General features: G+C 63.0%; 23 protein-coding genes, 1 tRNA gene and 1 pseudogene. 17 read left to right on the plus strand and 8 right to left on the minus strand.

The features are described from left to right. Positions 1-626: 626 nt before the first annotated feature. From VF662_RS07975 to VF662_RS07995, 5 genes are all read left to right on the plus strand, one after another. Complete coding sequence (locus VF662_RS07975; protein WP_464139656.1) at positions 627-1880, plus strand: HlyD family secretion protein; 1254 nt, start codon at positions 627-629, stop codon at positions 1878-1880. Beyond that, complete coding sequence (locus VF662_RS07980; RefSeq protein WP_464139658.1) at positions 1877-4039, plus strand: peptidase domain-containing ABC transporter; 2163 nt, start codon at positions 1877-1879, stop codon at positions 4037-4039. The genes VF662_RS07975 and VF662_RS07980 overlap by 4 nt, the downstream gene beginning before the upstream one ends. Positions 4040-4139: 100 nt before the next feature. Beyond that, on the plus strand, positions 4140-4928 hold the full coding sequence (locus tag VF662_RS07985; protein WP_464139660.1) for a hypothetical protein: 789 nt from the start codon (positions 4140-4142) through the stop codon (positions 4926-4928). A gap of 472 nt (positions 4929-5400) precedes the next feature. After that, positions 5401-5739, plus strand: coding sequence for a hypothetical protein (locus VF662_RS07990; protein ID WP_464139662.1), 339 nt, complete (start codon positions 5401-5403; stop codon positions 5737-5739). Then, positions 5740-6054, plus strand: coding sequence for a hypothetical protein (locus VF662_RS07995; protein ID WP_464139664.1), 315 nt, complete (start codon positions 5740-5742; stop codon positions 6052-6054). 781 nt (positions 6055-6835) lie between these two features. On the opposite strand, the gene VF662_RS08000 is transcribed toward VF662_RS07995, so the two are convergent. Together VF662_RS08000 and VF662_RS08005 are read right to left on the minus strand one after the other, a co-directional pair. Then, positions 6836-7015, minus strand: a complete 180-nt coding sequence (locus tag VF662_RS08000; RefSeq protein ID WP_464139666.1) for a DUF3606 domain-containing protein — start codon at positions 7013-7015, stop codon at positions 6836-6838. Positions 7016-7222: 207 nt separating this feature from the next. Continuing rightward, the gene (locus VF662_RS08005; protein WP_464139668.1) at positions 7223-7663 is read right to left on the minus strand and encodes a hypothetical protein; all 441 of its coding nucleotides are present in this window, start codon (positions 7661-7663) and stop codon (positions 7223-7225) included. A 265-nt stretch (positions 7664-7928) separates the two neighbouring features. On the opposite strand from VF662_RS08005, the gene VF662_RS08010 reads away from it, so the two are divergent. The 5 genes from VF662_RS08010 (at position 7929) to VF662_RS08030 (ending at position 11963) form a co-directional block, all read left to right on the plus strand. After that, positions 7929-8216, plus strand: a complete 288-nt coding sequence (locus VF662_RS08010; RefSeq protein WP_464139670.1) for a hypothetical protein — start codon at positions 7929-7931, stop codon at positions 8214-8216. 46 nt (positions 8217-8262) lie between these two features. After that, on the plus strand, positions 8263-9024 hold the full coding sequence (locus tag VF662_RS08015) for a hypothetical protein (RefSeq protein ID WP_464139672.1): 762 nt from the start codon (positions 8263-8265) through the stop codon (positions 9022-9024). Between the two features lie 556 nt (positions 9025-9580). Then, positions 9581-10285, plus strand: coding sequence for a Fic family protein (locus VF662_RS08020; protein ID WP_464139674.1), 705 nt, complete (start codon positions 9581-9583; stop codon positions 10283-10285). 823 nt (positions 10286-11108) lie between these two features. Beyond that, on the plus strand, positions 11109-11624 hold the full coding sequence (locus tag VF662_RS08025; RefSeq protein WP_464139676.1) for a hypothetical protein: 516 nt from the start codon (positions 11109-11111) through the stop codon (positions 11622-11624). Continuing rightward, positions 11625-11963 (plus strand): hypothetical protein, encoded by a 339-nt coding sequence (locus tag VF662_RS08030; protein WP_464139678.1) that lies wholly within the window; start codon positions 11625-11627, stop codon positions 11961-11963. Between the two features lie 117 nt (positions 11964-12080). On the opposite strand, the gene nusG is transcribed toward VF662_RS08030, so the two are convergent. Together nusG and secE are read right to left on the minus strand one after the other, a co-directional pair. After that, entirely contained in the window at positions 12081-12620 is a 540-nt protein-coding gene (gene nusG / locus VF662_RS08035) for a transcription termination/antitermination protein NusG (protein ID WP_464139680.1), read from the minus strand. A gap of 15 nt (positions 12621-12635) precedes the next feature. Next, positions 12636-12833, minus strand: a complete 198-nt coding sequence (secE, locus tag VF662_RS08040) for a preprotein translocase subunit SecE (RefSeq protein WP_464139682.1) — start codon at positions 12831-12833, stop codon at positions 12636-12638. Positions 12834-13017: 184 nt separating this feature from the next. Here secE and VF662_RS08045 point away from each other — a divergent pair. Continuing rightward, a tRNA-Trp gene (locus VF662_RS08045) sits at positions 13018-13093 on the plus strand. A gap of 108 nt (positions 13094-13201) precedes the next feature. On the opposite strand, the gene VF662_RS08050 is transcribed toward VF662_RS08045, so the two are convergent. Further along, the gene (locus tag VF662_RS08050) at positions 13202-14998 is read right to left on the minus strand and encodes a fatty acyl-AMP ligase (RefSeq protein WP_464139684.1); all 1797 of its coding nucleotides are present in this window, start codon (positions 14996-14998) and stop codon (positions 13202-13204) included. A gap of 93 nt (positions 14999-15091) precedes the next feature. On the opposite strand from VF662_RS08050, the gene VF662_RS08055 reads away from it, so the two are divergent. The 5 genes and pseudogenes from VF662_RS08055 to VF662_RS08075 form a co-directional block, all read left to right on the plus strand. Continuing rightward, complete coding sequence (locus VF662_RS08055) at positions 15092-15625, plus strand: regulatory protein RecX (RefSeq protein ID WP_464139686.1); 534 nt, start codon at positions 15092-15094, stop codon at positions 15623-15625. Between the two features lie 96 nt (positions 15626-15721). After that, on the plus strand, positions 15722-16300 hold the full coding sequence (locus tag VF662_RS08060; protein WP_464139688.1) for a cold-shock protein: 579 nt from the start codon (positions 15722-15724) through the stop codon (positions 16298-16300). Between the two features lie 8 nt (positions 16301-16308). Further along, positions 16309-16818 (plus strand): DUF192 domain-containing protein, encoded by a 510-nt coding sequence (locus VF662_RS08065; protein ID WP_464139690.1) that lies wholly within the window; start codon positions 16309-16311, stop codon positions 16816-16818. Between the two features lie 46 nt (positions 16819-16864). Further along, positions 16865-17245 (plus strand): NADH:ubiquinone oxidoreductase subunit NDUFA12, encoded by a 381-nt coding sequence (locus VF662_RS08070; RefSeq protein ID WP_464139692.1) that lies wholly within the window; start codon positions 16865-16867, stop codon positions 17243-17245. A gap of 168 nt (positions 17246-17413) precedes the next feature. Then, positions 17414-17647, plus strand: a pseudogene (locus VF662_RS08075) (DUF2155 domain-containing protein); the annotation flags it as partial. 35 nt (positions 17648-17682) lie between these two features. Here the strand turns inward: VF662_RS08075 and aat are convergent. The 3 genes from aat to arsC are packed head-to-tail and all read right to left on the minus strand — an operon-like array spanning position 17683 to position 19541. Further along, complete coding sequence (gene aat, locus VF662_RS08080; protein ID WP_464139694.1) at positions 17683-18372, minus strand: leucyl/phenylalanyl-tRNA--protein transferase; 690 nt, start codon at positions 18370-18372, stop codon at positions 17683-17685. Between the two features lie 32 nt (positions 18373-18404). Further along, positions 18405-19151: a ParA family protein gene (locus tag VF662_RS08085; protein ID WP_464139696.1), complete on the minus strand. Its 747-nt coding sequence runs from the start codon at positions 19149-19151 to the stop codon at positions 18405-18407. Positions 19152-19193: 42 nt separating this feature from the next. Beyond that, positions 19194-19541: an arsenate reductase (glutaredoxin) gene (arsC, locus tag VF662_RS08090; protein WP_464139698.1), complete on the minus strand. Its 348-nt coding sequence runs from the start codon at positions 19539-19541 to the stop codon at positions 19194-19196. 178 nt (positions 19542-19719) lie between these two features. Between arsC and VF662_RS08095 the strand changes: the two genes are divergently transcribed. Then, positions 19720-21176: PAS domain-containing protein (locus VF662_RS08095; protein ID WP_464139700.1), on the plus strand; the 1457-nt coding region annotated here is incomplete at its 3' end.

Genomic DNA, 21176 nt, shown 5'->3' on the forward strand with positions numbered 1-21176 from the left:
GCGGTTGTTCCTGTTAGCCGCAGGTTCGCGTCCGAGGTGAAGCAGATGGCGCGACGGTCCACGCCCTAAAACCTTCGCAGAAACGGCCGCTTTCGTGGAAGTCCAGGCCCCGCGGCAAGGCCCCGCTTGGTTCGGAAAAAACATTCGCAATCCGGTTGAACAGACGTCCGCTTACGAGCGCTTGCGACGCCACCCTGAACGACCGCTATTGGCGCTAAGCAGCCATCAAGCCGTGGGCGCCTGAATGGCTGGTATGGGCGCTAAGCTGCCGAGAGCGGGAAGCTAGCTTCCGCCGCAGCACTCGCCGATGCGGAAAGCTGGTCTTACTTCGCCAGTTCCACCTGCTCGAACTCCAGCTCTACGGGCGTTGCGCGGCCGAAGATGGAGACTCCGCGAAGTCGAAGCGGGCAGAGACGAACGACCCGACTGGCCCCCCGGCCTCACCGTCGCCCAAGCCCTCCACGCCCTCCGCGGCTACCGCTGAAGGGGGAGGGGAGGCGCCACCGGACTGCGTGATAATAGGACCACTTTGGAGATAACTCTTCCCGCAGAAACCCGCCTACTCGATTGAAACAGCTTGGCTTTTTCACTTAGGGGAGCGGCATCTCCGAATCGGGAAGTGATCCATGAACGCACCACCGGGGCCGCTTTTCCGGCCGGAAGTGGCCGCTGCGCGGCGCGAACATGTCCATGGCGAAATCGTGCTGGCGCAGCCGCTGGGTACCAAGGTGCTGGTGCTGCTGCTCTTCGCCCTCACCGCCGCCGTGACCGCCTGGCTGACGCTCGGCCAATATACCCGCACCGAGACTGCGCGGGGTATTCTGGTCACGAGCAAGGCGTCCAGCAAGATTCTCGCCATTCGCCCCGGCCAGGTGACGGAGCTTGCCGTGCGCGAGAACGACCTCGTGCAGCCTGGCCAGCGGCTCATGGCCGTTCGGGTCGAGCAGGCGAATGATGCGGGGGAAAGCGCCATCGGAACCAGCCTGGATGCAATCGAGGCCCAGCGGGTGTTGGCGGACCAGCAGATCCGGCTCTCAGGGCTCAAGGCACGGAGCGAGCAGGCGAGGCTGGCCGCAACCCTCGCCGGTTTCGCACAGCAGCGCACGGACCTGATGGAGCAGGTGGCGCTCCAGCGCGATCTCGTCGCATCTGTCCAGCAGACCTATCAGCAGCTCCGGAGCGTCGCCGACAAGGGGTTCGTCAGCCGGATCGAGGCGGAGCGTCGCCGGCAGGAATATCTCACTGCGCGGCAACAGCTCAGCCGCCTCGAGCAGCAGCTCGGATCGATTGCGTCCGAGGAGGCCCGCGCCCGCGCCGAATTGGCCGGCCTGGCGGCGGTAAGCGGCACTGAAGTGGCCAGCGTAAAGTCGTCCAGCGAAGCTCTGGTCCAGCAGCGCGCGCGGCTGCAGGGTGAACGGTCTTACGTCATTACCGCTCCGATCGCGGGTCGTGTGACTGCGCTCCAGACCGCCGTCGGCCGCACCGTGGACGGCAGCATGCCGCTGATGGTCATCGTCCCCGAAGCATCGGAGCTCCGTGCGGACATCTACGCGCCGACCCGCGCCGTCGGCTTCGTCAAGCCGGGGCAGGAGGTGCGCCTGCTCTACGATGCCTTTCCCTATCAGAGGTTCGGCAGCTTTACCGGCCGGATTGCGGGGATTTCCCGGGTTGTGATCGATCCGCGGGAGCTCGATGCGCCGCTGAAGATCGAGGAGCCGGTCTACCGCATCAGCGTCGTGCCCTCGGAGCAGAAAATTCAGGCTTATGGCGAGACGCTTCCGCTCCAGTCCGGAATGACCCTCACCGCCAACATCATCCTCGATCGCCGGTCGTTCCTCGATTGGCTGCTCGAGCCGCTGAACGCCGTGATGCGGCGGTGAAGCCGGTCGATCTCCTTCAATTCGGCGGTACGCGCCGGACGCCCTGCATCCAGCAGACGGAAGCGGCGGAGTGCGGTCTTGCGTGCCTCGCCATGGTCGCCGGCCATCACGGCTTCGATACCGACATGCCGACGCTTCGGCGCCGCTTCAGCCTTTCCCTGAAAGGCGCGACCCTGAAAGGCCTGATGCAAATCGCCGAGCAGATCGGTTTCAGCTCGCGTCCCTTGCGCGGCGACATCGAGCATCTCGACCAGCTGGCGCTGCCGGCCGTGCTGCACTGGAATCTCAACCACTTCGTCGTGCTGACGAAGGTCTCGCGGGGTGTCCGCGGCCGCCGCTACCATATCCACGATCCTGCCAAGGGCGCGCGCGTGATCGGCGAGGCGGAGCTTTCGCGTCATTTCACCGGCGTAGCCCTCGAGCTGATGAAAACCGAGGCCTTCAGGCCGAAAGTTGAACGGTCGCCGCTCCGCATCGGCCAGCTTTGGTCGAGCATGTCCGGCCTGTGGTCGTCACTGAGGAGCGTGCTCATCCTCTCGATCGTGCTTCAGCTGTTCTCGCTGGCGATGCCGTTCTACCTCCAGCTCGCCGTCGACACGGTCTTCCCGAGCTTCGACGCCGATCTCCTCAAGATGCTGGCGATCGGGTTCGGCGGGCTCGTGCTGGTCAACATGCTTACCAGCTGGCTTCGCTCGCTGATCCTCGTGTCGCTCAGCAGCTCGCTTTCCTACCAGGTGGTGGTCAATCTCTATCGGCACCTGCTCCGGCTGCCGCTGCCCTGGTTCGAGAAACGGCACGTGGGGGACGTCATCTCCCGGTTCGGCTCCACCAGGCCGATTTCGGATCTGCTCAGCAGGGGTCTGATCGCCGGGCTGATCGACGGCCTGATGTCGGTCGTAACCCTTGCTCTGATGTTCCTTTATTCTCCGCTGTTGTCGGCGATCGCCGTTGCCGCCTTGTTGCTCATCGTCTGCCTTCGCGTCGCTTTCCTGCAGACGATGCGCGCGCGCAACGTGGATGTGGTCACCACCGCGGCGCGCGAAAACAGCTCGTTCATCGAATCGCTGCGCGGGGTCGCCGCGATCAAGGCTTTCGGCCAGGAGGGAAACCGGCAGAGGATCTGGCAGCAGCAGAAGGCGGCCGCCGTCAATGCGGAGATCAAGCTCGGCCGGATGAGCGCCGGCTTCGACGCGGCCGGCCAGGCGATCACCGGAATCGAGCGGATCCTGTTCGTCTACATCGCCATAACCCTCGCGATGAAAGGCGAGTTCACCGTGGGCATGATCTTCGCCTACCAGAGCTACAAGCAGCAGTTCATGGATGCGGGCGTTCGGCTCGTCGAGCAGGTCATCGGCTACCGCCTGCTCGACGTGCACCTCGGCCGCATCGCCGATATCGCCTTGTCCAGGCCCGAAGAGGCCGACCGCCCCTTCGCCTCAGCGCCGCGCGCGGTGTCGGGTGCACTCGAACTGCGCCAGGTCCGGTTCCGCTACGGCGCGGGCGAGCCCGAGATATTGAAGGGCGTCGACCTCAGGATCGAACCCGGAAGCATGGTTGCGCTGGTGGGGCCGTCGGGGGGCGGCAAGACGACCTTGATGAAGATCATGATGGGCCTGTTCGAGCCCAGCTACGGCCAGGTGCTGGTGGACGGGCAGCCGCTTCCCAGCATCGGCCTCGGCAACTGGCGCGGCCAGATCGGCTCGGTCGCGCAGGACGACATGCTCTACGCCGGCTCGCTCGCGGAGAACATCGCCTTCTTCGATCCCGACATAGACATGGAGCGGGTGGCCGAGGTGGCGAGGCTCGCGCATATCCACTCGGACATCGAGAGGATGCCGCTCCGATACGATACCCTGGTGGGCGACATGGGCTCCGCTCTGTCCGGCGGCCAGAAGCAGCGCGTGCTGCTCGCGCGGGCGCTCTATGGCAATCCAAGCGTTCTGTTCATCGACGAGGGCACCGCCCATCTCGACGCCGCATCGGAAGCGGCGGTCATGACTGCGCTGGATGGACTCGGAATCACCCGGATCATGATCGCCCACCGCCCGCAGGCGATCCGCCCCGCCGACCGGATGTTCCTGATCGCGGACGGCCGCTGCACGGAGATCCAGCCCAAAGCGGCGGCGTCTCCAATTACATACAAAACCGACGAGCCTTGATATCAGTGGCGCGAACAAGTTCGGAGATTTGAAGCTCGGCCTTGGCATCATCTATCAAGACAACCTGGACGACCAGTAAACTTGAGGGGGGGGGGTGGTCATGAAGCGCCTTTTGAGTGTGCTGCTGGTGGCGGGCTCTGTGGGCACTTCTTTGCTCTCTCCCGCTTTCTTTCGAGTGGAGGCGGCTCAACTTCCATCACCCGTTAAGCTGTCAGGTACGATCGACTGGGAGAAGAGTGATGAGATCGTCGCCCAACTGCGGAGGGGCGCGAATCAGCTCACCGTCTCTAGCTATGGGGGGAACGAACGTGCCGCAATGGCTATTGGCCGCATTGTAGTACAGCGCCAGGTGGAAGTAAGGGTTGAGGGAGCCTGCATGTCGGCTTGCGCACAATATATTCTGCTCCCAGCATCGCCACGGGCCATTATTGAGCACGGCAGCGTGGTTGGGTTTCACGGCAGTGCGCTGGCGTTAAGTGGCTGGTCGAGAAGGTATTTCGCTGCGGGAGAACCGTACCGCACCATCTTCCGGTCATCGCAACCTATCTCAGCCGAAGCTGACAAGCTCATTTCCAACGCACGGCATAAGGCCTTGCTAATTGGATCGTTCAAAGCATTGGCCCCTGTTTGTGTAGAGGCATTGCCCACCCTGCGGGATCACTCGCCTCGAGTTCGAACGACTTACCAATTCTGGATTCCCAGCCGTGCGCAACTCGACCGCGCGGGAATAAAATTCTCCGGCTACTGGCCGGCGGATGCGGCAGAGGCCGCGCGCCTTGCAAGGCAGCATTTCAAGACCGGGACATCTTTCGCCTTTGGCGGCAGCTTCGAGAGCCACCTTCCAAGTCAGTTGCCGCTATGCTCGGCCCGCGTCCGCGAATTGGAATAGCCGGGCTATGCAACAACAGATCCTTTACGGCCTTCTGCTTTTCGTGACCCTGGCCGGCGCTCTTGCGTTAACATTTTTCGTGCTGAAGAAGATTGGCGTTGCCACGAGGCACCGGAGCATCATGCTTGCTGTCATCGTCATCTTGTTCATTCTTTACCACTTATCGGGACTTAGCCCGGGGAACCGCTAGTACTGGTTCGCCGTCCACGAAACAGCACCGGCTGTGGCGGTCAGGTCCCAGGAGTACGGCGCAGGGCGGCACATCGACCCCTCAAGGATCCCGCCTTCGCCACAGCGCTCGCCCAGGCAGTTGCCGAAGCGCGCGAACCGTCCGAAGACGATCCCGAACACCTCCAGCCCCTCGGCCTCACCGTCGCCAAATCCTCAAAAACCTCGGCGCCTCGCCCTTGAAGCCGCCCAACACCCCCTTCTCGCGCCGTCGCCAGGCCCGTGGGATAGGACCACTTTGGAGATGGATGACGCCCGGTTTCTGCTTTGGACCGACCTCGTCTCTGAGGGTTCCAGCGAAGGTGCCTACTTTGGTTCCATTGGCTATTCCCTCGGCGTATACGGCGGCGGCTATGGCGGCGGCGAAGTGTATGCTTATCAGTCGCTGGGCTTTGGCTTTGGCCTTATCGATCTCACAGCGGGCTATGCATCCGACGTGGAGGACTACATGGGCGGGATTGGCGTGTCTGCAGACGGGGTTCCCGCAGCCGCTTTGAGTTTCGATGAAATTCGCAACTTCAGGCCCGAAGCTCCTCTTGTAGAGCAACTTCCCGAGGTTGGCACCTGCGGAGGGCCCTCCTAGATGGCCGGCCTCAGGAACGATGGCGACCCGATCCTGGCGAGGCGCATCTCGGCACTGATTGCCGCCGGCCTGCTGTTTGTAGCCGCTGCCTGGCTCTCCTGGCCCGCGCGGATCCACGCCTGCTTCATCGTGCTGTGGGTGTTGGGGGTAATCTGGAGCCTGGCGGCAATCGCCTTTCGATGTGCGTCCTGCGGCAAGTCGGTTTACCTCAGGGACTTGAATCCCTGGGGTGATCGCTGGAGCGGCAGCATCTGGATGACCAGGCTTTTTCCGGAAAAGACTTGTTCCCGATGCGGAGAGCGACTGTCCGCCTAGGAAGGTCGGGCCACCGAGCTCCTTGAGCATGGAGGCGCTGCAGCAGAGGGAGTTGGGCTCGCGGCAGAGTACGGTATCATTGGAGCGGAATACGGTGCCCTCGCAGGACCGGTTGGCGTCGCTGCCGGGGTAGCCGCGGGAGCCTTAGCTGGTTACGTTATCTATGAATATGGTCCGCAGATCATGGACAGCATCGACCAGGCGCTGCAAGGTGAGTGATTTAGCTTCGTGTTGGTGAAGCAATCGTCGGTGACGTTCCAGCGACGCGGAATTCGCGGGTGGCTATGGCTGTTGTCCGACCGGTCCAAGGCGGCTGTTCTTATAGCACTGACTGGGATGGTAGCAGTAGGAGCAGCCGCTTTCCGCCCGGAATATCCGATCTACGTCGTCTCGGGTTTTTTTGGCGGACTCTGCATGCTGCGCTTTACGGACGGGGCCCAGCTTATCTCGGGGCCTGAGGACCTCCAATTGATCAGAGAGCGTCTAAGGAGGAGTGGATTTCAGCACGCCGGCAATCCGGAGCGCTGGCTGCCTCCCTTGCCAGCCTACCTGCGGTGGCGGGATGCGTTCGTGCAGATCGAAGAAGTTTCGGCCGGGAGCGGTCTGCTTTGCCGGGTGACCGGGCCCTACTCCTACCTTATCCGGCTCCACAGAGGCTTGGATTAATTCGGGATCGGATTCGCTGAACCAATTTCCTGCTCTGCCGGAAGATGCGCTTTGCGCCCCGCTTCTGCGGTCGGGCTACGGCAGCGGCAGGAGCCCTCATGATGAACTTCTTGGTTCAGCGACCGCGCAAGTGCCGCTCGATCGCGTCTCGTGAGACCCCGACATTGCGAACCGCATCTCGAAGCTGCTGCTCCGTGACGCCGAAGTGTTGGGTCCAGTAGCGTAGCTCCCATGGCTCGCTAACGTTTACGCGGCTTCGGTCCTGCGGACCACGGTTTGTGAGGTCGTCACCCATCAATCTCTCCTTGAAGTTTGGGCGCCGTGACAACGCACTAGTTCCTGATCTGTTCCTTCGGCAGCGCGTGCTCGACCTGACTAGTGGTGAGGCAAAGAGCTATATTATATTCTCAAGGCGGCTTCGACTGCCTCAGCTGCGTTTGCAGCGAGCCAAGGCTTCAATTTGACCGCCCTGACAGCTAGGCGATACGCCCGTGAGTTAAAGCTAAAGCGACGCGGGCGTTCCGGCTTCGGTGGGAGGCCGATGGTTGAGCTTGGCCACCACGTCGCTCACGTTGCGAACGAACTCAAGCCGCTGGCAGGGCGACCGGGACGGCAACCAAATATCGAAATTGCTGAAATATCGATCGACCGCGCCCTGTCCCGGAAGGGGGATGGAGCCCACACCATGTCGGTCGCGCCATCCCGGCTCGAACCAATGATCGTTGCCGAGCGGACTTGTGCACAGCGTCCGGCCGCCGCGCCGCACGATCAGGTCGGTTCCGAGGATTTCGGCGGAAACCCCCCGCCGAAGCCGCGCATCGGTGATGAAGCGCAAATAGAGGGACCACATTCCCGCCATGCCGAAGACGCCGAGCGGGATCGCCTTTTCGAGCAGGGAGAAGGGAGAGGAGAGAAGAAAATAGAAGATCGGGAGAAAGAACATGGCGCTAAGTGGAATAAGAAACTTGTCCACGGGCCTCAGATAGACGCCTTGAACAATTTCAATCTCGTAGCACCCGGCCATTCATCGGCGTCTAGGGCGTCGAAGCATTCATATCCACTGCAGAAGCTGCCCGTCGTTGATCGGCGGGCGGCGTCTCCGGTTACATCCAAAACCGACCAAACGGCCTTTGCGAATCGCCGAAGCATAAGGTTAACGCAGTAAGACCTTGATTCGATTAGGCTTTCAAGGATAAGGGGAGTTGATAATGAAAGTGGTCTCGAAGGAACATACCGGCCTGCGCACTCTGTCGGAAGAAGAGGTCATCCTCGTCGCCGGCGGAACCGACCAGAAGACGGACGGCTATCCGGATACTTGGTCCGAGACAACGTGGGGTGAAGCCGCTTGCCTTGTGGCTGCGGTGGGGCTGATCAATGGCGGCACCTGGGACAACAAGTACGACTTTCCGGTTGAAGCCGATATTTTCTGCGGGACGAATCTCAGCGGAGATAACCCGCAGGCCCCGGGGACCCATGCGGGAGAAAACCCGTATTAAGGACCTGCAGTCGTTCGTGAGTCAGAGTGTGAGTGAGGATGGGCTATTGATCGAAGTCGTAACAAACCTGCTGCTTCTCAGCGGTGCGCCGAGCGGCGCTACGGCTAATGACGGAGTCCATCCTTTCTCTGCCAGCGTCGTGGTGGGGAAGCTTGACGAAGGATTCTACTCGCGATTCCTGAGGGCGACTTCGGCGCGGTCCCCTGTCGTCGTTGCTTCGGAAGGGGGCTCCGCAGAGGTCGCCCTGAAAGTGGCCGAAGTCATCAAAGAACGACGTCCGGAAATCGTCATTATGGGCATATGCGTCTCTGCTTGTGCCGAGATACTCCTTCCTGCGGCACAGACCTACGCAAAGAGCCTCATCCTTCGGGACGCCCTCATCGGGTTTCACCACAATTCAGCCATCGCCCGGCAGTTGTACCTGGACGGGAAGCGCCGCGACTTCGGCCACTGCTATGGCGCACTTGACGCGAAGTTTCAGCAGTTTCGCGCGCGAACCTCCATGAAATACGATGCGTTCAGAAAACAGATGTCGATTTTGCGGCCTAAGCTGGTTGAAGGTGACGGAGCAACAGCATGTCGACAAGTCCGCATTGTTTCCGAGGTCAAATTCTGGTTTCCGAACTCGAAGCAGCTTTCGGAAGACTTCGGGCTCCGGCCGGTGACGGGCGTCTGTGTGGATAACTCGGATTGCGTGGCGAGGCTGCTCCGCATGGTTGCCAAGAATGCTGAACATTATGTCATTGGTGATACCGAGTATTCGGTTCAGCTGGACGCTGGGAAGTTTTCATTGAAGCCAGTTTCTTGAGCTTCTCCGCTTCATCTGTGGATCTGTGCTCCAAGGGTTCCCTAGAGAGCGGCGCACGTCGATCGCTCGAGTCGATATGTTGAGAGGGGTCAAAGATGCGTAGTCGGAAAGTCAAACAGCTCGAAGCAGCGATGATGGTCTTTGCAGTTGCGTCCCTCGGATGGGTCCTCTTTGGGGATTGGACTTATGGAGGTACGTTGCCTCGGGGCGTCGCATCTCTCAGTCAGATCGCAATAGGCCTCGTCTTTCTCGGACTCGCCTTCTGGGCGGCGAGGAGCAGCACGCCTGCCGCGAAGGGGGTGTTTACTGTGGCCGTTCTCGTGAAGGTATCAAGCGTCATCTACTCAGGCGCACAGAGCGATGACGGCCTGGCCGCTTTGCCCCTGATCGCGATGCTGGCCGTCCACGGCTCCCTTGTCTGGGCAATGCTGCTTTCATGGTCTCTGGGGAACGGAAGCTCCCTCGATTGCTGCACGACCCACGCTCGTCCGTGACCCTCATTCGGAGGGACCCAGCTCGGCCTCCGTCTGATGAGCAGATGGAGCACTGCAGATCCGTGGCTCCCAAGACGATCAATGGTTTGGCGGTCGCGGAGATGTCGAATGCGAACTTTGGCCGCTTGGCGGAACTGGTCGATCGGACGAGTTTGCTCAATGCCGCGATCATGCAGGCATCGGCCCCGGCCTCCAAGGATAGGTCAGTGCTCTTGGAGCATAAGGTTGCAGTCGAACTGGTTACGCTCAACAGCCAGTCGGATATCTTCTCCTCACCGAAAGCATTCAGAAGCGCGCTAGAGTTCATCAATCATGCATGTCTCGGCGCCCGGCCCCGATGGCGTACGAAAGACATAGCTCTCGCACCCGATGCTCGGGGGGTTCGGATTATCTTCCCGAATCCCCACCTCGTCCCCAAGCTGCTGGCTGAAGCTCGAACCTTTGGCGGGCGCCACATCGAGAACGCACCTTTTGCGACTGCCTGCGTGCTCTATGTCCTGCTACTCAATTGCCATCCCTTCTTAGACGGGAATGGTCGAACAGCTCGCGTGCTTTTCAACGTGCTCGCTTTGGGCTCCCGCATCCGTGACGGGTTTTTCTTTCCCATAAGAGAGATCGCGAAAGCCACATTCGGCGAGGTCGAGATTTGTCTGAGACGGGCGGAGATCTTCGGCGACTTTTGCCCTTTCATGCGCCTTCTTCATCAAGCGGACGAGAGTCTGGGGCAGCCTTCGGCTGCACCGCCGGTCGGCAGCCTTCTCTCTTGAAGGCCATCGCTCGTGATCGCCCACCCTCAATTATGATATGCTCCAGTCATAATATGCTTCGAGTGCATTTGGGTGCATCGGCGTCAGCGCCTACTTCGGAGGAGCAGGAGTTTTCTACGGAGATGGGGACATATTTCCCTATACTTCGCTTGCCATAGGCCCCGATATCCCTGTGGATATAACGATCGGTCAAGCAACCGATGTGAAGGCCTATCTCAGCGGGGTCGCCATTGCAGCCAATGGTCTGCCAGGTGCAGGAGCGAGCTACAATCCAGATGGCTCCGTCGCAGCTACTGCTTGGGTCACGGGGACACCCGGCGTTTCGGCCTCCTACGGAACCAATTTCACGAATTGGGCGGAAGGGGTGGTTCAAGGGCTGGCCGACGGTCTGTATGACCAGTTCGGACGGCCCTACGATGCGCCCCCGCCCCCGGGCCAATAACGTCGATTACCGAGGTGCCCCCGCGCCCGCGGCGCGGGGCGCCTCAATCGGAGATACTATGCGGATGAGGCCCTCTCCACTCGCTTGTGCAGCAGCCGCAATGCTTACATTACCTTCCTGTTCGTCTTCGGCCGCCCCCCCTCACGCGCAGCCTTTTTATGTGAAGCATGTTGAGGACAGGATCGAATTTCAAGGAAAGATAACAGGTGAAGCCGCCCGTTCAATTCGGGATATCCTTGAAAAGCATGATCAAAGGTCAAGACCCTCCATATAAGCAGTGGCGGCGGAGACGGCGTAGCGGCACTAGAAATCGCTAACGCCGTTTACGATCAACAGATAGATGTTGTCGTTAAGGGATTGTGCGCGTCTGGCTGCGCTCAATTGATTTTTGTCGCCGCCAAAAACAAGACAGTCCTGCCCGGCTCGATAATAGCGTTTCATTCCAGTCCTACGGCAATGGAGCATTTCCTTCGACGCTCGAGTGCACGTGCCGGTGCTGAGGTGTTTGGTCCTCAAAGAAAGGCCGAAGCGGTTTTCTATCGCAAGATCAACGTGAACCCTGAGATCATGGTGGAAGTGGCGAGGATCATGAACCCCGTTTGCGTCGTTGAAGACAACCGCCAGCCGGCGAGTCATCCCGACCACTATGGCATGGGCTGGCGCCACAGCGCCTTCGTCCCGACTCCGAAGCAACTTGGAAAGATGGGCATCACTAACGTCAGGGGCTCCTGGCCAAGTACTGAAGGCCTCGCGGTGGACCTTGAGAGGCTAGGTCTCAGCAGGGCTTTTCGGCCGGTTTATTCCCCCGAGCAATCGGATCTGAGCGCCATAGGTGCTGCAGCTCCACCGAATCTTTCCCGTTGCCAGCCGCAGCAAATGCGCGGGCAGAAGGTTTGAATGTCGACGTATCAGAAAGGTTGGCGTTTTTTCTGGGCAGCGGCTTCGCTCATGATCCCGCTTTGGGTATGGTTCTTCTTGGTGCCGCCCGATCGAAGCCTGATTTTCGTGCTCATGGCTGCACCGACGGTTGTGGTGCTGACGGGCTATTTCGCTTGTCGCTGCAGGATATGCGGCAAATCCGCGTTCAGGCGGGAAATCTATTCTGAGAGATCGTTGGTTGGGACCATGATCAACCCCGTGGCGTTCTCGCCTGAAGAATTCTGTTCACGTTGCGGCGCGGATTTGTGGGAGCAACAAGCGCACCGAGACGAGCACCACAGTTGCTCGGATAATTAGCCTTCGAAGAAGCTCTCTTGGAGCTTCCAGCCTCGGCATCTAGGGCGTCGAGGCATTCATACCCACTGCAGAGCTGCCCCTCGTTGATCGACGGGCGCCGTCGAAGCAGGCATGAACCTATTTCGCCAGTTCCACCTGCTCGAATTCGAGCTCCACGGGCGTGGCGCGGCCGAAGATGGAGACGCCGACCTTTACGCGGCCGCGGTCGAAGTCGAGTTCTTCGACGAGGCCGTTGAAGCTTGCGAACGGGCCTTCGAGGACCTTCACCTGGTCGCCGATCTCATAGTCGACGCTGACCCGCGTCTTGGGCGCGGCGGCGGCGGCTTCTTCCTTGGTGTTGAGAATGCGCGCGGCCTCGGCCTCGCTGATCGGCTGCGGCTTGCCGCCCGAGCCGAGGAAGCCCGTCACCTTGGGCGTGTTCTTGACGAGGTGGTAGACGTCGTCGTTCATGTTGAGCTTGGCGAGCACGTAGCCGGGGAAGAACTTGCGGTCGCTCGTCACCTTCTTGCCGCGGCGGACCTCGGTCACCTTCTCGGTCGGCACTTCGACCGCTTCGACGAGCTGCTCGAGCCCGAGGCGGGCGGCTTCGGCGTGGATCGCGTCGCGGACCTTGTTCTCGAAGCCCGAATAAGCGTGGATGATGTACCAGCGGGACATGATGATCCTTGAACCTTAGGAGAGGAGGCTGAGCAGGCCGCGGACGAGCGCGCTGAAGGCGCTGTCGACGCCGAAGAAGAACAGGCCGAGGAGCGAGGTCATGATCACGACCATGAGGCCGGTCATCAGCGTCTCGCGCCGCGTCGGCCAGACCACCTTGCCGGTCTCGGCCCTGACCTGCCGGAAGAATTCGCCGGGATTGACCCTTGCCACTTGCGCCTCGTTCCTCATCCTGCGGACAGCCGCCCGGGACCGGGGGGCCGGTCAGCCGAGCATTCCAATTTAGTGAGACGGGTGAGATAGCGCTCGCGTGGGGTGAAGGCAAGGGCGGTCGCGGGTGGTGCGTTCGCTCCGCTTGCGGACGGGGAAGAGTGCCGCTACTGGCTCGGTCGGGCACAGGAGTGTAGCTCAGCTGGTAGAGCATCGGTCTCCAAAACCGAGGGCCGTGGGTTCGAGTCCCTCCACTCCTGCCATTTTCCAAAACTCGGCGAACGGGCCGTCACGGGAGTGAATCCCGTGACGTCGGTCTTGTCGCTTCGCGCAGGCTGGCCGGCCGCTTCGCTCTCTTCGCGCCGCTCGGGCTACGCGGCGATGTCGTAGGGCTGGATCTCGCCGGAGAGGTAGAGGTTGCGGGCCTTGGCTCGGGAAAGCTTGCCGGAGCTGGTGCGGGGCAGGGTGCGCGGGGGCACGAGCTCGATCACGCAGTTCATGCCGGTGATCGAGCGGACGCGCTCGCGGATCTCCTCCCGGAGCCGCCCGCGCTCATCGGCATCCGACGTGCGGCACTGGACGAGCACGGCCGGGGTCTCTTCGCCGCCCGGAGTGGTGATCGAGAAAGCGGCGATGTCGCCCGCCTTGAAGCCCGGCAGCTGCTCCACCGCCCACTCTATATCCTGCGGCCAATGGTTCTTGCCGTTGATGATGATCATGTCCTTGGCGCGGCCGACAATGTAGATGTAGCCGCCGGACAGATAGCCCATGTCGCCCGTGTCGAGCCAACCGTCACCGTCGAGACAGGCGTCGGTCGCTTCCGGATCGCGGAAATAACCGACCATGATCGAGGGGCCGCGGGCATAGACCTTGCCGATCGCGCGCTCGGGAAGTGGGTTGCCGTCCTCGTCCCGGATCGCGATTTCCATGTCCCGGACCGGTTTTCCGCAATTGACGATCGCACGGTAGCGCTGCGGGCGGTCGCGGCCGCGCTCGCCGCCGGAGAGCAGGGTCTCCTCGACCAGTTCGACCACGATCCCTTCGCCCGGGGGCATGATCGAGACAGCTAGCGTCGCTTCGGCAAGGCCGTAGCTCGGAAGGAAGCTCTTCGCGTCGAAGCCGGCATCGGCGAAGGCATCGACGAAAGCCTGCATCACGTCCGGCCGGATCATGTCCGCGCCGTTGCCCGCAACCCGCCAGCGGGAGAGGTCGAAACGCTCGGCGACGTTGGTCTGGCTCGAAACGCGGCGGGCGCAGATGTCGTAGCCGAAGGTCGGCGAATAGCTGAGCGTCGTGCCCTCGTTGCGGCTGATGAGGTCGAGCCAGGCGAGCGGGCGGCGCGCAAAGTCCTCTGTCTTCAGATAGTCGGTCGAAACCTGGTTCGCGACGGGCGAGAGGAAGCAGCCGACGAGGCCCATGTCGTGATACCAGGGAAGCCAGCTGATGCAGCGATCGGTGTCGCTGACGCTCATGCCGTGGCTGTGGGCGGCGAGGTTGTTGAGCAGCGCGTGGTGGGTGATCGCGACGCCGTGCGGGAAGCGGGTCGAGCCGCTCGAATATTGAAGGTAGGCGACGTCTCCGGTCCTGGCCTTCGGGAGCTGCGCCGGCTCCGCGGCTTCGGTCGCGAAGGCCTCCCACTCGATGCCTTCGATGCCGGCGGCTTCGGCGGCTGCTCCGGCCATTCCGGCAAGCTCGGCCGGATAGAAAAGGAGGCTCGGGTCCGAGCTCCTGAGCTGGACGCCCAGCTGGTCGATATAGCTGTCCCGCCCGCCGAACGAGGTGGGGAGGGGTAGAGGCACCGGCCAGGCGCCGGCATAGACGACGCCGAAGAAGAGGGCGGCGAATTCAGCGCCCGTCTCGGCAATCAGCGCCACCCGCTCGCCGGGCTTCACGCCGCGGGCGACGAGGCGGTAGGCGGCGGCGAGCGCATCCTCGCGGAGTTCGCGGAAGCTGTAGACGCGGGCGAGGCGGCCGCGCGGATCGTGGAAGTTGAGGCCGCGCGCGCCGCTTGCGGCATAATCCAGCGCGTCCTGGAGCGTGTCGAAGTCGGCGAAGCGGCGGGGCAGGGAATCGCCCGTCGGCGTCGGGACCAGCGCTTCACCGTTGCCGGGGCTGCGCGCCTGCAGCTTGCCTTCAGCTTGTTGAAGCACGTCTTGCCAAATCCTCATTATTGCTCAATCGCGGCCGGACACGCCAAACCCGGCCTTCATGGTTTCAGGCGCGTTCTTAATTCCGCCCGACTATGGCACAATGATGGCCGCGTGAAACCTGAACGACACAAACCGCCGCGGCCGCCGCTCGATTCAGAGGGCCTCCAGCGGCTCGCGCTCTTCTACGTCGGGCGCTACGCGACGACTGGAGCCAAGCTCCGATCCTACCTCACCCGCAAGGTGCGGGAGCGGGGCTGGGAGGGCGAGCGGCCGGATCTCGACGCCATGATCAAGCGGTTCAAAGACCTCGGCTATATCGATGACGGCGCCTTTGCTTCGTCGCGGGCGGCTTCGCTGCAGCGGCGCGGCTATGGGGAGCGCCGGGTCGCGCAGGCGCTTCAAGCGGCCGGGATCGGCGAGGAGGATGCGGCCGATGCCAATGCACAGGCGCGGGAAGGCGCGCTTGCCGCCGCGCTCCGCTTTGCCGAGCGCAGGCGGATCGGCCCCTTCGCGGCGGTGGAACTCGACCGGGAGGCGCGGCAGAAGGCCTTCGCCGCAATGATGCGGGCCGGCCACCCGATGGAGGTGGTCCGGCGGGTGCTCGAAGCTTCGCCCGGAGAAATCCCGGATTCGGACAACATCTAGAAAAACCTGTCGGAATGGTTCACAAGCCCGCCGAAGCCATGTTAAATCAAGGTGGATTGTATCGCGGACCGGGGTCTCATGAATTCGCGTCGGGAAATGTCTGCAGACGAGGGTTCGACGCGTCCCGACGCCGCCGAAGCTGCCGGCGTGCCCGGCGACGAGGGGCTGCTGAGCGTCACCGGGACCATGAAGTGGTTCGATGCGACGCGCGGGTTCGGCTTCCTAGTCAGCGAGCAGGTGCCGGGCGACGTTCTGGTCCATTTCAGCGTTTTGAAGGAGCATGATCGCCGCAGCCTTCCCGAGGGCGCTGTGGTCGAATGCCTGGTCGCCGAGCAGGAGCGCGGCCTTCAGGCCAAAAGGATCCTGTCGATCGATCTGACCAACGCGGTGGTGCCGGACGTCGTACGGTCCTCCTCCGCCAAGTCCGAGCGCATCGATCCTTCCTCGCTCCTGGAGCAGGCCGGGGAGTTCGAGCCGGCAAGGGTGAAATGGTTCAATCGGCTCAAGGGCTACGGTTTCCTCGTCCGCGAGGACGACGACAGCCAGGACATCTTCATCCATATGGAGACCGTCCGGCGCGGCGGCCTTGCCGATCTGGTGCCGGATCAGCCGCTTCGCGCGCGCATAGCCACGGGGCGGAAGGGGCCGCTGGCGGTCGAAGTCGAGGAAGGATGAGGTGGGCCGTGCCGGCCGCACTCATGGTCGCGGCGGCGTTGCCGGGCTGCAATTCCGAGCCGCAGGCGCCGGCTGAACCGCCTTCCGCACCGCAGCCGGCCTCGTCCGCCGCGGCTCCTTCCGAGCTGCCGCTGATCCCGCTCCAGATCCGGAGCGGCGGACAGGCCCATGAATTCACGGTCGAGGTCGCGCAGACGCCGGAAGAGCAGGCGCAGGGGCTGATGTTCCGCGAATCGCTCGGGCCCAAGGCCGGGATGCTGTTCCCGTTCAATCCGCCGCGTCCGGCAAGCTTCTGGATGAAGAACACGCTGATCCCGCTGGACATGATCTTCATCCGCACCGACGGCAGGATCGAGCGGATCGGAGCCAATGCGGTTCCGAAGTCGCTCGAGCCGGTCACCTCCTACGGCCCCGTCGCAGCAGTTCTGGAGATCGCCGGCGGCCGCGCCGCCCAGCTTGGCCTCAAGGAGGGCGATCAGGTGATCTGGACCGGCGGGCCGCAGGCGCCGCAGCCGTAGAAAGCAAGCTTGCGCCTCACCCGGCAACGGCGCTAGGCGGAAGCCGATGAGCTTCCTCGGCAAGATCTTCACCTGGTGGAACGGAGCGACCGTCGGCACGTCGCTGTTCACGTGGCGGAACGGCGACCGCGTCGGAACCGACCTTCACGGCAACGTCTATTACCAGGCGAAGAAGGGCAACCGCCGCTGGGTGATCTATAACGGCTCCAACGATGCGAGCCGGATCCCGCCCGATTGGTATTCCTGGATGCACCACCAGATCGAAGGGCTCCCCGACGAAGCGCTTCCTCCGGCGCCGAAGTTCCTGAAGGAGCCGCTTCCGAACAGGACCGGCACCGCCGAAGCCTATCGTCCGTCCGGCGCGCTCGAGCGCGGCGGCCAGCGTGCGGCCGCGAGCGGCGACTATCAGGCCTGGACTCCGGAATAAGAGTTGATCCGCGCGGGCAGCCTCGTTGCGATTGCCGCCGCGCTGGCGCTCGGCGCCTGTGGCCGCGACGTACCCGAGCCGAAGGCCAAGCAGAATGGCGCGGAGGCGGAGCCGGAGACGGTCGATGTCCCGCAGACCGTCACTGCGCTTGCTCCCGGAACGACGCCGATGGCGGAGCGGACGGCGGTGATCGGGCTCCTCAACAAGCGCAACGGCATCTCGCGCGAGCTGACCCTGAAGCCGGGGCAGGCGCTTCGAGCGGGGGACGTGATCGTTCGGCTCCGCGCCTGCGAGACCAGCGCCCCGTGGGAGATACAAAAGCTCACCGGTGCGTTCGTGCAGCTCGACGTGCGCAACCCCCAGGGTCAGTTCCAGCGCGTCTTCTCAGGCTGGCTGTACAAGGAGACGCCGTCGCTGAACGTCGTCGAGCACCCGATCTACGACGTGTGGCCCAAGAGCTGCGCAATGACGCACCCGGAGGCCGCCGCATCCACCGTGCGCGAGGATTCGGCGCCCAAGAGCCGCTCCAATGCTCCGAATTCCGGCCCGGCCCCGGCACCCGCCGAAGAGAGCGCGTCCGACAACATCGAAACGTAAGTCTTCTGCAAGATCTCGACGGCGCCGAGGCTCCGCAGATGCTCGGTCATGAACTGGCAGTCCAGCAGACGGTAGCCGCCGACGTTCAGCCGCGCCACCAGCCAGGCTAGCGCCACCTTCGAAGCATCGGTGCGGAGCGAGAACATGCTTTCCCCGAAGAACGCGCCGCCGAGCTTCACCCCATAGAGCCCGCCGACCAGTTCATCCCCTTCCCGGCATTCGATCGAGTGTGCGTGCCCGAGCCGGTGCAGTTCGGCGAAGCTCTCCTGGATGGAGGAATTGATCCAGGTCTCGTCGCGCTCGGCGCAGAGCGTCACGACGTCGGCGAAGGCGGTATCGCGGGTGACGGTGAAACGGCCGGACCTGATCGTCTTCCGGAGCGAGCGCGACAGGTGAAAGCCGTCCAGCGGGATGATCGCCCGGCGCTTGGGCTCGACCCAGAAAACCTCCTTCGCATCCCGGCTGTCGGCCATCGGGAAGACCCCGATGGCATAGGCGCGAAGCAACAGGTCCGGGTCCAGAACCGCCATAGCCCGGGCTTGGACGAAGCGTCCGTTCCCGGTCAACCGTCCTTTGGCGTGCGGCCGAGGCGCCGCTCGATCGCCGCCCAGAGCTCCGACAGCGCGACCGCGGCCGGCGAGCGCGGCGCGAAGCTTCCCACCGCCTCGTGCCGCGCCGACATCGCCTCGATCGAGCTTGCCATCGGGATGGTCGGCCACTTGGGGTTCGCCTCGAGCGCCTCGAGGTGCATCGAGCGCCGCCGATCGACCATGTTGTAGACTGGGAGCACGGCGCCGCGCCTGATCTCGTGCCGGTCCAGGAACTCCACGACCTCGTCAAACGCGCGGCGGGAGAGGGGGGAGGGGATCACCGGCACGATGATGAGGTCGGCCGCCCGAAGCACCTGCTCGCTGGTCTCGGCGAGGCCGGGCGGGCAATCGAGGACGATCCGCTCATAGTCGCGGCCAAGCCGTTCGAGCAGCTTCTCGAGCCGCTTCTTCTTGCCGAGCGTGAAGAAGAAGCGGTCGAGCTGGCGGAGCGATGCGTCGGCCGGAAGCAGGTCGAGCCCGGGCGTCGCCGTCGGCTGGATGAGCTTGGAGGGCGCAACATCGCGTGCGAACACCGCCTGCGCTTCTTCGCCGCTGCCTTTGGTGCCGCCGCCGAGGAGGAAACTGGAGGCCGCCTGTCCGTCGAGGTCCCAGAGCAGGCTCTTGCGGTTCGATCGTGCGGCGGCGGACCAGGCGAGGTTGACCGAAATGGTCGTCTTTCCGACCCCACCCTTGAGGCTGTAGACGGCAATCGACCTCATCTTCATCAGCCCTTTATGCTGCAATGCAGCAGAAGCGCAAGCTTAGAGGATCTCCCGGACCACGTCCTGCGGCCGGCACAGGCGCACGCCCTTTTCCGTCTCGACGAGCGGCCGCTCGATCAGGATCGGGTTGGCGATCATCGCGTCCAGGATTGCATTTTCGCTCACATGGCCGCCGATGAGATCGAGCTCGGACGCGAGCGTTTCCTTTGCCCGCAGGCCCTGGCTGGGCTGAAGCCCGGCGCGGTCGTACAGCCGCTTCAGCTCCTGCTTGGAAGGCGGGTGCTGGAGGTAATCGACGACGCTTACCTCGGCGCCCTCCTGCTCTAGGATTTCCAGCGTCTTGCGTGACGTGCCGCAGCGCGGGTTGTGATAGATCGTGGCTTTCATCGTCCTGCCTCTGCCGCGCACTAGCAGCGGCGGCCCGGAAGCCAAAGGCTGAACTTTGGTTAACGCCGCCCCTGCGCGACCCGCATGTCGGGCGGCAAGAACTCGGAAAGGGTTGATACCGCATAAAGCACGTAGAGCGACCTGCAGGGGCAGGGCAGCCGGGGGGGGATGACTGGAAATGAGAGCTGCCGAAGCCGCGATCGGGAACAGGCGCCGCGGGTCTCCACCCATCGATAGAATAGCAGGAGCGGCTGAGCCCGATAGCCGCAGCTGGGAGGCGGAGCAGGCGGCCCGGGAGGCGCGGCGAGAGCTCTCGAGCGTCCTGTCGGTTCTTCAGGGGGTCTTCTACCGCTGCGAGCTGGCCGCACCCTGGCGTATGTCCTTCGTCAGCAAGGGCATCGAGGCGCTCACCGGCTATCGGCAGGAGGCTCTGGAGCAAGAGCTGTCGTGGGCGGACCTGATCTGCCCGGAGGATCTGACTGCGGTCGAGGAAGCGGTCCGAACCGGCATCGACAATCGGACGGTGTTCAACCTCGACTACCGCATCTTCCACAGATCGGGCGAGATCAGGTGGGTTCATGAGCGCGGGCATGTCATCTGCGCAGCCGACGGCGAGCCACTGTTCTTGGAAGGCATCATCTCCGATGCGACCGAGCAAAGGCAGCTCGAACTCTCGCTCGCCGCAGCCGTAGAGGCCCAACAGGCAAGCGCCCGGCGCTGGAAGACCGTTCTCGATGCCATTCCGCAGATGGTATGGACCTCAGGGCCTGACGGCGCTGAATTCTACAATGGCCGCTGGGTCGACTTTATCGGCCGCCATGGCCTGGACCTGGAGCGCTCCGAACTGCTTCATCCCGACGACCGGGAGCGGGTGCTCGCCACCTGGGCCAACGCGAGGCAGACGGGTTCGCGCTATGAGTGCGAATACCGCTTGAGGCACCATTCCGGCGACTTTCGCTGGGTGATCAGCCGCGGCCATCCCGCGCGCGACGAACACGGGCGCATCGAATGGTTCGGCACCTGCACCGACGTTCATGAGCGCGTGCTGGCGCAGCAGGCGCTGCACGAAAGCGAAGCGCTCTGCCGGGGGATCATCGAAGCAAGCCCGGATTGCATCAAGATACTGGACCTTGAAGGGGTCATCCAGTTCGTCAACGATGCCGGCTGCAAAGCCATGGAGCTCGTCGACAAGTCCCAGATGCTTGGGCAACATTGGCCCAGCCTCCTCCCTCCGGACGCCCGCCCCGCCGCCGTAACGGCCATAAGCGCTGCGATGCAGGGAGCGCTCGGCCACCTGACGGCCTGCGTGCCCACGATGACCGGCACGCCTAAATGGTGGGACATCGTGACTTCCCCCATCCCGGGCGAAAAGGGCGCGCCGGCAAAGCTGCTCGTGATTTCCCGCGACGTGACTCACCAGAAAGTGGCCGAGGAGCAGGTCGCCTGGAGCGCCAATCACGACAGCCTCACGGGCCTTGCCAATCGCGCGCTGTTCCAGACGCAGGTGGAGCAGGTTCTCGCCAGGTGCGAGGCGACGGACGGCGAATTCGCGCTCCTTCTCCTCGACGTCGACAATTTCAAACGCGTCAACGACACGCTTGGTCATGATGCAGGCGACAAATTGCTCTGCACCTT

This window comes from Allosphingosinicella sp. (genome assembly GCF_036387215.1).
Lineage (GTDB): Bacteria > Pseudomonadota > Alphaproteobacteria > Sphingomonadales > Sphingomonadaceae > Allosphingosinicella.

Coding starts and splice junctions, on each gene's coding strand:
- VF662_RS07975 (WP_464139656.1), top strand. CDS start 627: ATGAACGCACCACCGGGGCCGCTTTTCCGGCCGGAAGTGGCCGCTGCG.
- VF662_RS07985 (WP_464139660.1), top strand. CDS start 4,140: ATGAAGCGCCTTTTGAGTGTGCTGCTGGTGGCGGGCTCTGTGGGCACT.
- VF662_RS07990 (WP_464139662.1), top strand. CDS start 5,401: ATGGATGACGCCCGGTTTCTGCTTTGGACCGACCTCGTCTCTGAGGGT.
- VF662_RS07995 (WP_464139664.1), top strand. CDS start 5,740: ATGGCCGGCCTCAGGAACGATGGCGACCCGATCCTGGCGAGGCGCATC.
- VF662_RS08000 (WP_464139666.1), bottom strand. CDS start 7,015: ATGGGTGACGACCTCACAAACCGTGGTCCGCAGGACCGAAGCCGCGTA.
- VF662_RS08005 (WP_464139668.1), bottom strand. CDS start 7,663: ATGTTCTTTCTCCCGATCTTCTATTTTCTTCTCTCCTCTCCCTTCTCC.
- VF662_RS08010 (WP_464139670.1), top strand. CDS start 7,929: ATGAAAGTGGTCTCGAAGGAACATACCGGCCTGCGCACTCTGTCGGAA.
- VF662_RS08030 (WP_464139678.1), top strand. CDS start 11,625: ATGTCGACGTATCAGAAAGGTTGGCGTTTTTTCTGGGCAGCGGCTTCG.
- nusG (WP_464139680.1), bottom strand. CDS start 12,620: ATGTCCCGCTGGTACATCATCCACGCTTATTCGGGCTTCGAGAACAAG.
- VF662_RS08050 (WP_464139684.1), bottom strand. CDS start 14,998: ATGAGGATTTGGCAAGACGTGCTTCAACAAGCTGAAGGCAAGCTGCAG.
- VF662_RS08060 (WP_464139688.1), top strand. CDS start 15,722: ATGTCTGCAGACGAGGGTTCGACGCGTCCCGACGCCGCCGAAGCTGCC.
- VF662_RS08070 (WP_464139692.1), top strand. CDS start 16,865: ATGAGCTTCCTCGGCAAGATCTTCACCTGGTGGAACGGAGCGACCGTC.
- aat (WP_464139694.1), bottom strand. CDS start 18,372: ATGGCGGTTCTGGACCCGGACCTGTTGCTTCGCGCCTATGCCATCGGG.
- VF662_RS08085 (WP_464139696.1), bottom strand. CDS start 19,151: ATGAGGTCGATTGCCGTCTACAGCCTCAAGGGTGGGGTCGGAAAGACG.
- arsC (WP_464139698.1), bottom strand. CDS start 19,541: ATGAAAGCCACGATCTATCACAACCCGCGCTGCGGCACGTCACGCAAG.